This window comes from Streptomyces sp. NPDC051180, assembly GCF_040689545.1.
Classification (GTDB): domain Bacteria; phylum Actinomycetota; class Actinomycetes; order Streptomycetales; family Streptomycetaceae; genus Streptomyces.
In genome coordinates this window covers 86,609-101,485 of record NZ_JBFBBC010000017.1, presented here as the reverse complement: position 1 = coordinate 101,485, position 14,877 = coordinate 86,609, and the positions used below count along the sequence as shown (strand labels likewise).

The 14,877-nt window shown below is 75.5% G+C and carries 15 protein-coding genes and 1 pseudogene; 14 read left to right on the top strand and 2 right to left on the bottom strand.

Annotated features, from left to right (window positions below; all coding sequences use genetic code 11):
- The first annotated feature begins 16 nt into the window (after positions 1-16).
- The 8 genes and pseudogenes from AB0424_RS26475 (at position 17) to AB0424_RS26440 (ending at position 7,868) form a co-directional block, all read left to right on the top strand.
- Positions 17-1,153, top strand: coding sequence for a sulfite oxidase (locus AB0424_RS26475; protein WP_366309041.1), 1,137 nt, complete (start codon positions 17-19; stop codon positions 1,151-1,153).
- Between the two features lie 214 nt (positions 1,154-1,367).
- Positions 1,368-2,198 (top strand): ammonia-dependent NAD(+) synthetase, encoded by an 831-nt coding sequence (nadE, locus tag AB0424_RS26470; protein WP_366309040.1) that lies wholly within the window; start codon positions 1,368-1,370, stop codon positions 2,196-2,198.
- 78 nt (positions 2,199-2,276) lie between these two features.
- Entirely contained in the window at positions 2,277-2,957 is a 681-nt protein-coding gene (locus AB0424_RS26465) for an ABC transporter permease subunit (RefSeq protein WP_366309039.1), read from the top strand.
- Positions 2,954-3,628, top strand: a complete 675-nt coding sequence (locus tag AB0424_RS26460) for an ABC transporter permease (protein ID WP_366309038.1) — start codon at positions 2,954-2,956, stop codon at positions 3,626-3,628. The genes AB0424_RS26465 and AB0424_RS26460 overlap by 4 nt, the downstream gene beginning before the upstream one ends.
- Positions 3,625-4,565 (top strand): annotated as a pseudogene (locus AB0424_RS26455) (ABC transporter substrate-binding protein). The gene AB0424_RS26460 and the pseudogene AB0424_RS26455 overlap by 4 nt, the downstream one beginning before the upstream one ends.
- Before the next feature lie 170 nt (positions 4,566-4,735).
- A complete protein-coding gene (locus AB0424_RS26450; protein ID WP_366309037.1) occupies positions 4,736-6,046 on the top strand; it encodes an alpha/beta fold hydrolase in 1,311 nt (436 codons plus the stop codon).
- A 140-nt stretch (positions 6,047-6,186) separates the two neighbouring features.
- Complete coding sequence (locus AB0424_RS26445; protein WP_366309036.1) at positions 6,187-7,119, top strand: SIS domain-containing protein; 933 nt, start codon at positions 6,187-6,189, stop codon at positions 7,117-7,119.
- A complete protein-coding gene (locus tag AB0424_RS26440) occupies positions 7,116-7,868 on the top strand; it encodes a PIG-L deacetylase family protein (protein WP_366309035.1) in 753 nt (250 codons plus the stop codon). The genes AB0424_RS26445 and AB0424_RS26440 overlap by 4 nt, the downstream gene beginning before the upstream one ends.
- Before the next feature lie 13 nt (positions 7,869-7,881).
- On the opposite strand, the gene AB0424_RS26435 is transcribed toward AB0424_RS26440, so the two are convergent.
- Together AB0424_RS26435 and AB0424_RS26430 are read right to left on the bottom strand one after the other, a co-directional pair.
- Complete coding sequence (locus AB0424_RS26435) at positions 7,882-8,655, bottom strand: VOC family protein (protein ID WP_366309034.1); 774 nt, start codon at positions 8,653-8,655, stop codon at positions 7,882-7,884.
- Between the two features lie 126 nt (positions 8,656-8,781).
- Positions 8,782-9,774, bottom strand: a complete 993-nt coding sequence (locus AB0424_RS26430) for an NAD(P)/FAD-dependent oxidoreductase (RefSeq protein ID WP_366309076.1) — start codon at positions 9,772-9,774, stop codon at positions 8,782-8,784.
- Positions 9,775-9,852: 78 nt separating this feature from the next.
- Here AB0424_RS26430 and AB0424_RS26425 point away from each other — a divergent pair, with 78 nt between their 5' ends.
- The 6 genes from AB0424_RS26425 (at position 9,853) to AB0424_RS26400 (ending at position 14,868) form a co-directional block, all read left to right on the top strand.
- On the top strand, positions 9,853-10,440 hold the full coding sequence (locus tag AB0424_RS26425) for an XRE family transcriptional regulator (RefSeq protein WP_366309033.1): 588 nt from the start codon (positions 9,853-9,855) through the stop codon (positions 10,438-10,440).
- A 67-nt stretch (positions 10,441-10,507) separates the two neighbouring features.
- Positions 10,508-11,476, top strand: coding sequence for an NADPH:quinone oxidoreductase family protein (locus AB0424_RS26420; RefSeq protein ID WP_366309032.1), 969 nt, complete (start codon positions 10,508-10,510; stop codon positions 11,474-11,476).
- Positions 11,473-12,654, top strand: a complete 1,182-nt coding sequence (locus AB0424_RS26415) for an acyl-CoA dehydrogenase family protein (protein WP_366309031.1) — start codon at positions 11,473-11,475, stop codon at positions 12,652-12,654. Before AB0424_RS26420 ends, AB0424_RS26415 begins: the two co-directional genes overlap by 4 nt.
- Complete coding sequence (locus tag AB0424_RS26410) at positions 12,651-13,793, top strand: acyl-CoA dehydrogenase family protein (protein WP_366309030.1); 1,143 nt, start codon at positions 12,651-12,653, stop codon at positions 13,791-13,793. Before AB0424_RS26415 ends, AB0424_RS26410 begins: the two co-directional genes overlap by 4 nt.
- 133 nt (positions 13,794-13,926) lie before the next feature.
- On the top strand, positions 13,927-14,553 hold the full coding sequence (locus AB0424_RS26405; RefSeq protein WP_366309029.1) for a hypothetical protein: 627 nt from the start codon (positions 13,927-13,929) through the stop codon (positions 14,551-14,553).
- A 120-nt stretch (positions 14,554-14,673) separates the two neighbouring features.
- Entirely contained in the window at positions 14,674-14,868 is a 195-nt protein-coding gene (locus tag AB0424_RS26400; RefSeq protein ID WP_366309028.1) for a hypothetical protein, read from the top strand.
- Positions 14,869-14,877 lie beyond the last annotated feature (9 nt).

Here is a 14,877-nt window from a genome sequence, read left to right as displayed (position 1 = left end):
GGCGCACCATGAGGAGATGGACGGATCCCTCGGCGGTCCGGGCGGCATCAGCGCCCCCGGACGCGTGGCGGGCGCCGGCGAGGGCATCAGCGCCCAGGAACTGGCCCTCGCCGCCCGCAACCACGGACTCCCGCTGGAAGCCCTGCGCTACGACGTCACCCCGCCCGGCCTCCACTACGTCCTCGTGCACTACGACATCCCCGCCACCGACGCGGACGGCTGGCGGCTCACCGTCGGCGGCCGGGTGCTCCGCCCGCTGACCCTGGACCCGGACGCACTGCGCGCCCGGCCCGCCGTCACCCGCCGCGTGACCCTGGAGTGCGCCGGGAACGGCCGTGCCGTGCTGTCGCCCCGGCCCGTCAGCCAGCCCTGGATCGTCGAGGCCGTCGGCACCGCCGAGTGGACCGGCGTCCCGCTGGCCTCGCTCCTGGCGGAGGCCGGCCCCGCCGAGGAGGCCGTCGAGGCCGTCTTCACCGGCGTCGACCACGGCGTCGAACGGGGCGTGGAGCAGGACTACCGGCGCTCCCTGCCCCTCACCACGGCCGCCGACCCGGCCCGCGACGTCCTCGTCGCCTACGCGATGAACGGCGCGCCCCTGCCCCCGCAGCACGGCAGCCCGCTCCGGCTCGTCGTCCCCGGCTGGTACGGCATGGCCCACGTGAAGTGGCTGCACGACATCACGCTCACCGACACCCCGTACACCGGCTTCCAGCAGAGCGTGGCCTACCGGCTGCGCCAGGACCCCGGCGAGCCGGGGGAGCCCGTCACCCTCATCGCGCCCCGCGCCCTGATGGCACCGCCCGGATTCCCGGACTTCATGTCCCGCACCCGCGTGGTCCGCCCCGGTCCGGTGCCGCTCTTCGGCCGCGCCTGGTCCGGGCACGGGCCGATCACCCGCGTCGAGGTCAGCGAGGACGGCGGCGCCGCCTGGACCGATGCCGACCTCCACGCCGACCCCGCCCACCCCTGGGCCTGGACCGCCTGGCGCACCCTGTGGACCGCGACGCCCGGCCTGCGCCACCTGACCGTCCGGGCCACCGACGCCGAGGGCAACGTCCAGCCGCTCGCGGCGCCCTGGAACCGCGGCGGCTTCGCCAACAACCTCGTCCAGCGGGTCGAGGTCCTCTGCACCCCGGAGGCGCACACCCCCTGACCTGCCCCGACGGCCCGGACCGCGCGGTCGCCCCGGCGACGTCGGGGGCCCGCCCCCGTCCGCCCGGCCCACCCGCACCGCCCGCCCCTGCGCCGTACGCGGCGGCCCGGGGCAGGGCGACGGTCCCGCACCCCGGTGCGTAGAGTCGACCCTCGTACACCCGTCGGCGCGCGGCCCGGTCCGCCGCCGACCGACCCCCGACGAGGAGACCTCCGTGACCGACCCGGCGCCCACCGCCGTCCAGCAGCAGATCGCCCGGGACCTCGAGGTGTCCGACGCCTTCGACCCGAGCGCCGAGATCGAGCGCCGCGTGGCCTTCCTCACCGAGCGGCTGACCTCCACCGGCCTGCGCTCGCTCGTCCTCGGCATCAGCGGCGGCGTCGACTCCACGACCGCGGGCCGGCTCTGCCAGCTCGCCGTGGAGCGGGCCCGCGCCGCCGGCCACGACGCCACCTTCTACGCGATGCGCCTGCCGTACGGCGTCCAGGCCGACGAGAAGGACGCGCAGACCGCGCTCGGCTTCATCCGCGCCGACCGGGTGCTCACCGTGGACGTCAAGGCGGCCAGCGACGCGGCCCTGGCGGCCTGCCTCGCCGGCGGGGTGACCTTCCGCGACGCCCACCACCAGGACTTCGTGCAGGGCAACATCAAGGCCCGCCAGCGGATGATCGCCCAGTACGCGGTCGCCGGTGCCCACGACGGCCTCGTCGTCGGCACCGACCACGCCGCCGAGGCCGTCTCCGGCTTCTTCACCAAGTTCGGCGACGGCGCCGCCGACGTCGTCCCGCTCACCGGCCTGACCAAGCGGCGGGTCCGCGCCGTCGCCGCCGAACTCGGCGCCCCCGGCGAGCTGGTCTGGAAGACCCCCACGGCCGACCTGGAGACCCTCGATCCGGGCAAGCCCGACGAGGACGCGCTCGGCGTCACCTACGACGACATCGACGACTTCCTGGAGGGCAAGCCGGTCGCGGAGGCCGCGTTCGCCTCCATCGTCCGCCGCTACGAGCTCACCGAGCACAAGCGCCGGCTGCCGATCGCGCCCTGAGGTCCCGCGCGCGGCGCCCCGCCCCCGATCGGCCCGGCCGGGGGTGCGGGGCGCCCGCCCGCCGTCTCGAATGGGAGGGTGACCGCGCCGCCCGACGACTGCCTCGCCCGCAACGAGTGGATCTGCGGGGCCTACGTCTCCTCCCGCGGCGAGATCCTCGCCGACGCGGTGGTCCAGCACCTCCGGCTCACCGGGGCCGCCGTCGCCCTGGGCCTCCTGCTGGCCCTGCCGCTCGCCCTGGCCGCCCGCCGGTGGCGCTGGGCGGCGGGACCCGTCCTGGGGGTCACCACCGTGCTGTACACCATCCCCGCGCTCGCCCTGTTCTCGCTGCTCCTGCCCCTGTACGGGCTGTCCGCGGCGCTCGTCGTGGCCGGACTCGTCCTGTACTCCCTCACCCTGCTGGTGCGGAACATCCTGGCCGGGCTCCGCGCCGTGCCCGAGGAGACCCGGCAGGCCGCCCGCGGCCTGGGCTACGGACCGGTCCGCCTGCTCCTCGCCGTCGAACTGCCCCTCGCCCTGCCCGCCGCGATGGCCGGGCTGCGCCTGGCCACCGTCTCCGCGGTCTCCCTCGTCACGATCGGCGCGATCGTCGGCCACGGCGGCCTGGGCAACCTCATCTACGCCGGCATGAACACCTACTTCAAGGCACAGGTCCTCACCGCGTCCGCGCTCTGCGTCCTCATCGCCGTCGCCGCCGACCTGCTCCTCCTCTTCGCGCAGCGGCTGCTGACCCCCTGGACCCGCGGGCGGTCCGCGTGACGACCCTCGCCGACGCCTGGTCCTGGCTCACGACCTCCGCCCACTGGTCCGGCGAGGAGGGGGTGGGCAACCGCCTCGTGGAGCACCTCTTCCTCACCGCCGTCTGCCTCCTCATCGGCTGCCTGATCGCCCTGCCCGTCGGTCTCGTCCTCGGCCACCGGGGCAAGGGCGGCGCGCTCGCCGTCAACGTCGCCAACGCGGGCCGTGCCGTCCCCACCTTCGCCGTCCTCGTCCTGCTCCTGCTGAGCCCCCTCGGCCCGTACGAGCCCTGGCCGACCGTGATCGCGCTGGTCCTGTTCGCCGTGCCGCCCCTGCTGACCAACGCGTACGTGGGGATGCGAGGCGTCGACCCCGACGTCGTGCGGGCCGCCCGGGGGATGGGCATGACCGGCGGCCAGACGCTCCTGCGGGTCGAGCTTCCGCTGGCGACCCCCCTGATCCTCACCGGGGTCCGGATCGCCGCCGTCCAGCTCGTCGCCACCGCCACCGTGGCCGCGCTGGCCGGCGGCGGCGGGCTCGGCCGGATCATCACCGCCGGCTTCAACCTCGCCTCCACCCCGCAGGTCGTCGCGGGAGCCTGCCTGGTCGCCGTTCTCGCGCTGGCCGTCGAAGGCGTCTTCGAGGGCGTCCGGCGGCTCGCCCCCGACGGTACGCGGCGGAGCGGCGGATGAGACGGCGCCGGGCAGCCGCGGTCGCCGCCTGCCTCCTCGCGCTCCTCGCCGGCGGCTGCGCCGAGGGGCCCTCCCTGGAGGACCGAGGCGCGCCCACCGCCCCGCCCGGCGACAGCCGGGACCTGGTCGTCGGCTCCGCGGGATTCACCGAGAGCGACCTGCTGGCCGAGATGTACGCCCTGCTGCTCCAGGCCGCCGGATACCGCACGAGACAGCTGACGGTCACCAACCGGGAGCTGTACGAACCCGCCCTGGAGAGCGGCCGGATCGACGTCGTGCCGGAGTACGCGGCCACGTTCGCCGACTGGCTGAACGCCAAGGAGCACGGCCCCGACGCGCCGCCCGTCGGCTCCCCGGACGCGGCGGCCACCATGAGCGCCCTGCGGGCGCTCGCCGCGCCGCGCGGGCTGGCCGTCCTCGACCCCGGGCGCGCGGTCGACCAGAACGCCTTCGCCGTCACCGCCGCCTACGCCGCCGAGCACCGCCTGCGGACCCTCAGCGACCTCGGTGCCGCCCGGCTCCCCGTCCGGCTCGCCGCCGGGGACGAGTGCGTCCGGAGACCGTACTGCGCACCCGGCCTCCGGGAGACGTGACCGGGGTCGACCCCAAGGGCGTCGGGACCACGCAGTCCAAGCAGGCGGTGCAGAGCGGCCAGGCCCAACTGGTGCTCACCACCAGCACCGACGCCACCCTCGACGACTTCGGGCTCGTCCTGCTCGCCGACGACAGACGACTGCAGAACGCCGACCACGTGGTCCCGGTGGTCAACCGGGCCCGCGCCGGGAGCGCGGGCGTGACGGGCGCCCTCGACCGCCTCAACACCGTGCTGACCACGCAGGACCTCGCCCACCTCAACGAGCAGGTGGACAGCTGGCGGCGGCTGCCGGAGGACGTGGCGCGGACCTACCTCGCCGGCAAGGGGCTCCTGCCGCCCTGACACCCGCCCGGCCGCGGAACCCCCGGAACGGGAGGCGCCCGCGAGGCCCCGCAACCCCCGCACCGGGAAGCGCCCGCCCGGCCCCCGCCAAGCCACACCGGGGACACCCGCCCGCGGGACGCCCCCGCCATGTGATCCACTGTCCCCGCGGGGGCGTACCGAACAGGAGCATGAACAGCGTGACCACCTACCGGCAGCCGGGACTCGTCCTCACCGACCACCGCTTCCCCGTCCCCCTCGACCACGCCCGCCCCGACGGCGAGCGCATCGAGGTCTTCGGCCGCGAGGTCGTCGCGAGCGAGACCGCGGACCCGGAACGGCTGCCCTGGCTGGTCTACCTGGAGGGCGGCCCCGGCTTCGGCGCCCGACGCTTCATCGGCCCCCAGGCATGGCTGGGCCGGGCGGTCCGGGAGTTCCGCGTCCTCCTCCTCGACCAGCGCGGCACCGGCCGCTCCACCCCCGCCAACCGGCAGACCCTGCCGCTCCGCGGCACCCCGGCCGAGCAGGCCGACTACCTCGCCCACTTCCGGGCGGACTCCATCGTCGAGGACTGCGAGAGCATCCGCCGCCGGCTCACCGGCGGCGCCCCCTGGACCGTCCTGGGCCAGAGCTTCGGAGGCTTCTGCGCCACCCACTACCTCTCCACCGCCCCCGATGGCCTGGAGCGGGTCCTCGTGACCGGCGGCCTGCCCTCCCTGCACGCCACCGCCGACGAGGTCTACCGCGCTGCCTACCCCCGGGTCCTGCGCAAGAACGAGGCCCACTTCGCCCGCTACCCGCAGGACGCCGAGCGGGCGCGGGCGATCGTCGCCCACCTCCTCGACCGCGAGGTCACCCTCCCCGGCGGCGGACTCCTCACCGCCGAGGCGTTCCAGTCCCTCGGCATCCTCCTCGGCTCCGGCGACGGCACCCACCAGCTCCACCTGCTCCTGGAAGGCGCCTTCGTGCCCACCCCCGGCGGCCCCGAGCTCGCCGACTCCTTCCTGGAGCAGGTGCAGGCCCACCTCTCGTACGCGGGACACCCGCTGTACGCCGTGCTCCACGAGGCCATCTACGCTCAGGGACAGGGCCCCACCGACTGGGCCGCCGAACGCGTCCGCGCGGAGCACCCCGAGTTCGACGCCCGCAGGGCCCTGGCCGCCGGCGCACCGCCCCTCTTCACCGGCGAGACCGTCCACCCCTGGCACTTCACCACGGACCCCGCCCTGCGCCCCCTGCGCGAGACCGCCGAACTGCTCGCCGCCCGCGACGACTGGGCGCCGCTCTACGACCCCGAGCGCCTCGCCGCCAACGAGGTCCCGGTCGCGGCCGCCGTCTACCACGACGACATGTACGTCGACACCGCCCACTCCCTGGAGACCGCCCGGGCCGTCCGGGGCCTGCGGACCTGGGTGACCGACGAGTACGAGCACGACGGGGTGCGGGCCGGCGGACCCCGCGTCCTCGACCGGCTCCTGGCGCTCTCCCGCGGCGAACTCTGACCGCACGGGCGCCCCCGGCGGTCCGCCGCGCGCAAAAGTCCAAGCGGTCGGCCGCCGTTGGACATGGTGCGACCGCGCGGGCTGCCGGTAGAACTCGGTCCGGACCCCGCGGGGGGACCCGCGAGGAGAGGACCCGGACCATGAGCACCCACGTCAGCGCGGAGATCGCCGGCCAGCCGGAGTGCTGGCGGCGCGCCGCCGAGACCGCCGACCGGCAGGCCGCCCTGCTGCCGGCGCACGGCGAGCGCGTGGCCGTCGTCGGCTGCGGCACCTCGTACTTCATCGCCCGTGCCTACGCCGCCCTGCGCGAGTCCCTGGGAGCGGGGGAGACCGACGCCTTCCCCGCCTCCGACCGGACCCCGCTGGGCCGCGGCTACGACCGGATCGTCGCGCTCACCCGCTCGGGCACCACCACCGAGGTCGTGCACCTGCTGGCCGCGGCCGCCGGGCGGATGCCGTCCCTCGTCCTCACCGGGGTCCCCGACAGCCCCGCGGGGCGGCTCGCCGACCGGGTCCTCGACCTCGGCTTCGCCGACGAACGCTCCGTCGTCCAGACCCGGTTCGCCACCACCGCCCTCCAACTCCTGCGCGCGGGGATGGGAGTGGACCTCGGCCCGGCGATCGCCGATGCCGAGCTCGTCCTCTACGAACGACTGCCCGCCGCCTGGGAGCTGCGCGGCCAGTACACCTTCCTCGGCACCGGCTGGACGGTCGGGCTCGCCGACGAGGCCGCCCTCAAGCTGCGCGAGGTGGCGCGCGCCTGGACGGAGTCGTACGCCGCGATGGAGTACCGCCACGGCCCCATCAGCATCAGCGACCGGTCCAGCCTGGTCTGCTGCCTCGGCCCGGCCCCCTCGGGCCTGCGGGACGAAGTGGAGTCCACCGGCGCCCTGTTCGCCGCCGACGCCATCGACCCGGTCGCCGCGCTGGTCCGCGCCCAGCGGCTCGCCGTCGCCCTCGCGGACCGGCGCGGCCTCAACCCCGACCGCCCGCGGCACGTCTCGCGGTCCGTGATCCTCTCCGGGGCGATCCGCCCGACGGCCGCGGACGCGGCCCGTATCCTGCGGTCATGATCGAAACGGATGCCACGGACCTCGCCGAGATGCCCGGCGACTGGCAGCGCGCCCTCGCCGTCGTCGCCCACCCCGACGACCTGGAGTACGGCTGCGCGGCGGCCGTCGCCGCCTGGACGGACGCCGGGAAGGAAGTCGTGTACGTCCTCGCCACCCGCGGCGAGGCCGGCATCGACTCGCTCGCCCCGGACGTCTGCGGCCCCCTGCGCGAGCGCGAGCAGCGGGACAGCGCGGCCGTCGTCGGCGTGGACACCGTCGAGTTCCTCGACCACCGCGACGGGGTGATCGAGTACGGGATCGGGCTGCGCCGCGACATCGCCGCCGCGATCCGCCGGCACCGCCCGGAGCTGGTCGTCACCCTCAACCACCGGGACACCTGGGGCGGAGGCCCCGGCGCCCCCTGGAACACCCCCGACCACCTGGCCGTGGGCCGCGCCACGCTCGACGCGGCGGCGGACGCCGGGAATCGCTGGATCTTCACCGACCTCGCCGAGCAGGGCCTGGAGCCCTGGAACGGCGTGCGCTGGGTGGCGGTCGCGGCGTCCGCCACGCCGACGCACGCCGTCGACGCGACGCCGGGCATGGACCGCGCGGTCGGTTCGCTGCTCTGCCACCGTGCGTACATCGAGGCGCTGACGGACCAGGACCCGGAGGAGTACGTCCGGTCCTTCCTCGCCGGGGCCACCGGCCGTGCCGCGGACCGCTTCGGCGGGCGCCCGGCGGTGGCCTTCGAGCTGTTCGCCCGCTGACCCGGGAGCCCCGTCAGCCCATCGGCGCGGGCTTCAGGACCGCGAAGGTCGCGCCGAAGGGGTCGGCGAGCCAGGCGATCCGGCCCACGTCGGGGACGTCGGCCGCCGGCATGACGACCGAGCCGCCGTTGCCCTGCGCCGAGAGGACGACGGCGTCGGCGTCCTCGACCGCGAAGTACGGGACCCAGCGCGGGGTGTCGCCCTGGAGCTCGGCGGCGCCGCCGAAGGAGGCGTCCTCCTGGTCGCCCTCGGCCGTGGACACGACCCGGTACGTCATGCCGGGCGCGTCCATCTCCGCCCACCGCCAGCCGAACAGGGTCCGGTAGAAGCCGAGGACGGACTCCGGTTCGGCGACGTGGAGTTCGGTCCAGACCAGGGTGTTGGTCGACGAGGTCCGCTCCAGGCCCTTCACTCCGGTCGGCTGCCAGACGGCGAACTCGGCGCCGCCCGGGTCGGTGAGGCAGGCCATCCGGCCCGCGTCCATGACGTCGAAGGCCGCGACGCGGACCGTGCCGCCCGCGGTCTCGGCGGTCTTCTGGGCGGCCTCGGCGTCCGGGGTCTGGAAGTACACCGTCCAGGCGCTGCGGGCGCCCTCCTCGGTGAGCGGCCCGAGGGCGCCGACGGTGAGGCCGTCCTGCTGGAAGAAGCCGTAGCCCCCGGCGTCCGGCCCGGCCGACCGGAACTCCCAGCCGAAGACGGCGCCGTAGAAGGACGCGGCCGCCTGGGTGTCGGGACTGCCGAGATCGAGCCAGTTGGGGGATCCCTGGGTGAACTGCGTACCGAGCATGGGAGGTGTTCCGTCCTTCCGTCGTCCGTGGCTTCCGGAGCCGGGCCGCAGGTCCCTGACGGCCTCCGGCCACCATGGCCGATCCTCATCCCGGGGGCCGCTCGGCGCAGCCGCAGCCGCGCGGGTTCATCCGGTCGGCCGACGGGCCGCCTTCTCCGCCAGATCGGCGAGGAGCAGCTCGCCGTTGATCGCGGCGGCGGCCCGGTAGCCCCGGCTCACCGCGTTGACCACCTGTTCCTGCGGTCCGGTGACGTTCCCCGCGGCCCATACGCCGGGCACGCTCGTCCGGCCGGTCTCGTCGACGGCCGCGAACTCCCCGAACGGGGTCGCGCGCAGCTCGGCCCCGAGCTGCCGCAGCACCCCGTCCCGGGCCGCGAGCCGCGTCGCCCCGACGAAGACCACCGAGCGCGGCACGAACCGCCCGTCCGCGAGCCGCACCCCGGTCAGCGCGTCGTCCTCGACGGCGAGCCCGGCCACCTCCCCGGTCACCACCCGGACGCCGGCCGCATCCAGGAGCGCCGCGTCCGCCGCCGTGGGCTCGCCCGCGGTGTGGAGGAAGAGCGTGACGTCCTTCGACCACTGCGAGACCATCAGGGCCTGGTGTGCGGGCATCTCGGGGTGCGCGATCACGCCGAAGGCCCGGTCGCGGACCTCCCAGCCGTGGCAGTACGGGCAGTGCAGCACGTCCCGGCCCCACCGCTGCGCGACGCCGTCGATCTCCGGCAGCTCGTCGACGAGCCCGGTCGTCACGACGAGCCGCCGCGCCCCGACCCCGGTGCCGTCCGCCAGGGAGACGGTGAACCCGTCCCGTCCGTCCGGGGCCGCGCCCGTCACCCGCCCGGCACGCCACTCCACGCCGTACCGGGCGATCTCGCGCCGTCCTGCCGCCAGGTAGTCGGCCGGGCTCATCCCGTCCCGGGACAGGACGCCCTGCATGTGCGCGGTCGGGGCGTTGCGCGGCTCGCCCGCGTCCACGACCAGGGTCCGCCGCCGTGCGCGGCCCAGGACCAGCGCGGCGCTGAGTCCCGCCGCGCCGCCGCCCACCACCACGGCGTCGTACCGCTCGTCCGTGCCGTTCCCGCCGGTGTCGCCGTCCCTGCCCACGTCGGTGCTCCTCATGTCGGTGCTCATGGTGCGAGGCTCGCTCCGCCACGACGAACCGGCAAGCGATGTTGCCGTTTCTGCAACACTGGACGGATGAGTGAAGACGACCGCATCGACGCCGTGCTGAACGACGTGGGCCCCAGGCTCCGCCGGGTCCGCCGCGACCGCGGGGTGACCCTGGCCGAGCTGTCCGCCGCCACCGGCATCTCCGTGAGCACCCTGTCCCGGCTGGAGTCGGGGCAGCGCCGGCCCAGCCTCGAACTGCTGCTGCCGCTGGCCCGCGCCCATCAGGTCCCGCTCGACGAGCTGGTCGGCGCCCCACCGGTGGGCGACCCCCGTGTCAAGGCGAAGCCCATCGTGCGCCACGGGCGGACGATGTTCCCGCTGACCCGGCAGCCGGGCGGCCTCCAGGCGTACAAGGTGATCCAGGAGAAGACGCGGGAGGCGCCGGAGCCCCGGGTGCACGAGGGGTACGAGTGGCTGTACGTGCTCTCCGGGCGGCTCCGGCTCGTCCTCGGCGAGCACGACGTCGTCCTCGGCGCCGGGGAGGCGGCCGAGTTCGACACGCGGGTCCCGCACTGGTTCGGGCCCACGGACGACGGCCCGGTGGAGTTCCTGAGCCTCTTCGGGCCGCAGGGGGAGCGCATGCACGTGAGGGCGCGGCCCAAGAAGTCCGGCTGACCCGTTCCGCAGCGTCAAGCGACCGCTTAGTATGCAACCGACCGCTCGGTACGGAGGAGGCTTCCGGATGCAGGCATGGCGTGTGTACGAGAACGGCGAACCGGGCGCGGTGATGCGCCGCGAGGAGGTGGAACCGCCGACGCCCGGGGCGGGCCAGGTGCTGCTCAGGGTCCGCGCCGCGAACGTCAACTTCCCCGACGCGCTGCTCTGCCGCGGCCACTACCAGGTGCGGCCCCCGCTGCCCTTCACCCCCGGCGTGGAGGTCTGTGCCGAGACCGAGGACGGCCGCCGCGTCATCACCACCGCCGCCCTCCCGCACGGCGGCTTCGCCGAGTACACCCTCGCCGACGCGGCCGGGCTCCTCCCGGCCCCCGAGGCCCTCGACGACGCCGAGGCCGCCGCGCTCCACATCGGCTACCAGACCGGCTGGTTCGGCCTGCACCGCCGCGCCGCCCTGCGCGAGGGCGAGACGCTCCTCGTCCACGCGGCGGCCGGCGGCGTCGGCAGCGCCGCCGTCCAGCTCGGCAAGGCCGCCGGCGCCACCGTCATCGGCGTCGTCGGCGGGCCCGAGAAGGCGGCCGTCGCGCGCTCGCTCGGCTGCGACGTCGTCGTCGACCGGCGTTCCGAGGACGTGGTCGCCGCCGTCAAGGCCGCGACCGGTGGCCGGGGCGCCGACGTCGTCTACGACCCCGTGGGCGGCGAGGCGTACCAGCAGTCCGCCAAGTGCGTGGCCTTCGAGGGGCGGATCGTGGTGGTCGGCTTCGCCAGCGGCACCGTCCCCGCCCCGGCCCTCAACCACGCGCTCGTGAAGAACTACTCGGTGCTCGGCCTCCACTGGGGCCTGTACGCGGCGAAGGACCCGGCCTCGATCGGCCGCTGCCACGAGACCCTCACCGCGTACGCGGCCAAGGGCCTGATCAAGCCGCTCATCGGCGAGCGCGTCCCCTTCGCGGGCGCGGCCGACGCCGTGCAGCGCGTCGCCGACGGGACCACCACCGGCCGCCTGGTCGTCCTCCCGGAAGGAGCCGGCGCATGACCGACGCCGACGAGATCCGCTCGCTCGTCCGGAAGCTGCTCGACGAGCATCCGCCCGCGACCACCGACCGCACCGACTTCCTGAAGGCGCGCTTCGACGCCGGACTCGCCTGGGTCCACTACCCGGTGGGCCTCGGCGGACTCGACGCGCCCCGCGCGCTGCAGTCCCTCGTCGACGCCGAACTCGCCGCCGCGGACGCCCCGGACAACGACCCGCGCCGCATCGGCATCGGCCTCGGCATGGCCGCGCCCACCCTGCTCGCGCACGGCACCGACGAGGTCAGGCGCCGCTTCCTCCGCCCGCTCTGGGTGGGCGAGGAGGTCTGGTGCCAGCTCTTCAGCGAGCCCGGCGCCGGCTCCGACCTCGCCGCCCTCGGCACCCGGGCCGTGCGGGACGGCGACGACTGGGTGATCGACGGGCAGAAGGTGTGGACCTCCAGCGCCCATGTCGCCCGCTGGGCCATCCTCATCGCCCGCACCGACCCGGACGCCCCCAAGCACCGGGGCATCACCTACTTCGTGTGCGACATGACCGACCCCGGCGTCGAGGTCAGGCCGCTGCGCCAGATCACCGGCGAGGCCGAGTTCAACGAGGTCTTCCTCACCGGCGTCCGCATCCCCGACGCCCACCGGCTCGGCGCGGTCGGCGACGGCTGGAGGGTCGCGCAGACCACCCTCATGAACGAGCGGGTCTCCATCGGCGGCGCCCGGATCCCCCGTGAGGGCGGCATGATCGGGAAGGCCGCCGCCATCTGGCGCGACCGCCCCGAGCTGCGCACCCACGACCTGCACCGGCGGCTCCTGGACCTGTGGGTCGACGCCGAGGTGGCCCGGCTCACGGGCGAGCGCCTGCGCCAGCAGCTCGTCGCGGGCCAGCCCGGTCCGGAGGGCAGCGCGATGAAGCTCGGCTTCGCCCGGCTCAACCAGGCGATCAGCGGACTCGAGGTCGAACTCCTCGGCGACGAGGGCCTGCTGTACGGGGACTGGACCATGCGCCGTCCCGAACTCGTCGACTTCACCGGCCGCGACGCCGGCTACCGCTACCTGCGGTCCAAGGGCAACTCGATCGAGGGCGGCACGACCGAGGTCCTCCTCAACATCGTCGCCGAACGGGTCCTCGGCCTGCCCCCGGAGCCCCGCAACGACAAGGACGTCGCCTGGAAGGACCTGGCCCGATGACCGCACCGACCCACGCGCTGGACCTGCTCTACTCGGAGACCGAGGACGACCTGCGGGCGGCCGTCCGCGACCTCCTCTCCGACCGTGCGGGACACCGGGCGGTCCTCGCCCTGGCCGAGACGGACGGCCCGTACCTCCCCGGACTGTGGAAGTCCCTGGCGACCGACATCGGCGCCGCCGGCCTCCTGGTTCCCGAGGAGCTCGGGGGCCAGGGCGCGAGCCACCGCGAGGCCGCCGTCGTCCTGGAGGAACTGGGTCGCGCGGTGACCCCGCTGCCCTACCTCACCAGCGCGGTGGTGGCCACCGAGACCCTGCTGACCCTCGCCGGGGCCCGGGCGGGCGCCGACGCTGCCGTGGACGCCGAGCCGCTCGCCGGGGAGGGCGGCCCCGCGGCCGGACTCCTCGCCCGGGTCGCGGGCGGCGGCACGGTCGCGGTGCTCGCCGTGCCCCTCTCCACCGGGCCCGGCCGGCGGCCGTCGGCCGGCTCTCCGGTGGCCGGGGTCGCCGACGCGGTCGCCGCCGACGTCCTCCTCGTCCCGCGCGCCGACGGCCTGTACGCCGTACCCGCCGGGGAGGCGACGGTGGAGCCGCAGACCCCCCTCGACCTGACCCGCCCGCTCGCCAGGGTCACCACGCCGGAGGGGAGCGGCACCCGGCTCGCCGGCCCCGACGCGAGCCGGGCCGCGGTCGACCGCGGACTGCTCGTGGGCGCCGGACTGCTGGCGTCCGAGCAGCTGGGCCTCGCCGAGTGGTGCCTGGAGGAAACCGTCCGGCACACGCGGGAGCGCCACCAGTTCAACCGCCCCGTGGGTTCCTTCCAGTCCCTCAAGCACCGCATGGCCCACCTCTGGCTGGAGCTCGTCGGCGCGCGGGCGGCGGCCCGCGCCGCCGCCGACGCCCTCGCCGGCGGCAGTCCCGACGCCCCGCTCCTGGTGGCCGTCGCCCAGGCGTACTGCTCCAAGGTCGCGGTCCGCGCGGCCGAGGAGTGCGTCCAGCTGCACGGCGGGCTCGGGATGACCTGGGAGCACCCCGCGCACCTCGCGCTGAAGCGGGCCAAGTCCGACCAGATCGCGCTCGGTTCGGCCGGCCGTCACCAGGACGCCATCGCGGACCTGGTGGGTCTTCCGGCGCCGGAGTGACACCACGCGGGTGCCCCCGCCCGGAGTCGAACGCTCCGGGCGGGGACACCCGCCCCGGCGTCCCGCCGTCCACGGTCCGATCCCGCCCCCGTACGGTGGAGCGCAAGGACTGCCTGCCCGCCGAGGAGGGCCCGTGAGCACCCCGTGGACGCCCGCCGCCGAGGACGACCCCCTGGACGGGCTGCGTGCCGCCCTGACCGACGCCCCCTGCGGCCTGGAGCCCGACGGCGGCCACGAGGACCACTGCTGGCTCCTCCACACCGTCCACGACGGCCCCGTCCGGCTCCGCTGGGACCAGGTGCTGGCCCGGGCGGGCCGGCGGCTGGCCGACTGGCCCGGCACGCTCTCGTACCTGGTCTTCGACGGTGTACCGGGCGCCGAGGACCTCGACGGGCCCGACCCGGCGGAGCCGGACCGCGCGTGCCTGGAGCGGCTGGTCGCCCACCTGGCCGCGCACACCCCGCGGGGGCCGGACGCGCCGTGCGGGGCGGCCCAGGCCCCCGTGTCGAACCCGCCCGGTGTCGAACTCGCCGCTCGGCGCGGTCGGCTCGGCGACGCCCTCGCCCACCGCGACGCCCTGCCCGACCACCACTTTCCCGCCACCTGGTGGGCCGCCGACGGAAGCTGGCTCGTCCTCACCGACTGGGACCTCAGCGCCACGGAGGTCTTCGGGAACGCGGAGCTCATCGCGGCCCTGCTCGCCGATCCCGAGCTGGACGCCGTGCGCCGGCCGACCATCGCCGAGACCCTGCGCGGCTGAACCCCGTCCGCATCTCACCCGTATGGCGGCCCCGCCATACGACCGGACGGACCGCGCATTCCGCCACACTGTCCGCCGAACGCCGCAATTCCGGTGCGGCGACGGAGGGACGTGAAGGCCATGGCCGTTTCCATTTCAGTCCTGGTGCTGCTGTTCGTGCTGGCGGCGATCTTCCTGCGCAGCGGAGGGCTGAAGTTCACCCACGCGCTGGTCTGCGCCCTGCTCGGCTTCTTCCTGGCCGGCACCAGCATGGCGCCCACCATCCACGACGGCGTCGCGGCCACCGCCGACGTGGTCTCCAGCCTCCGGCCGTGACGCCGGGCA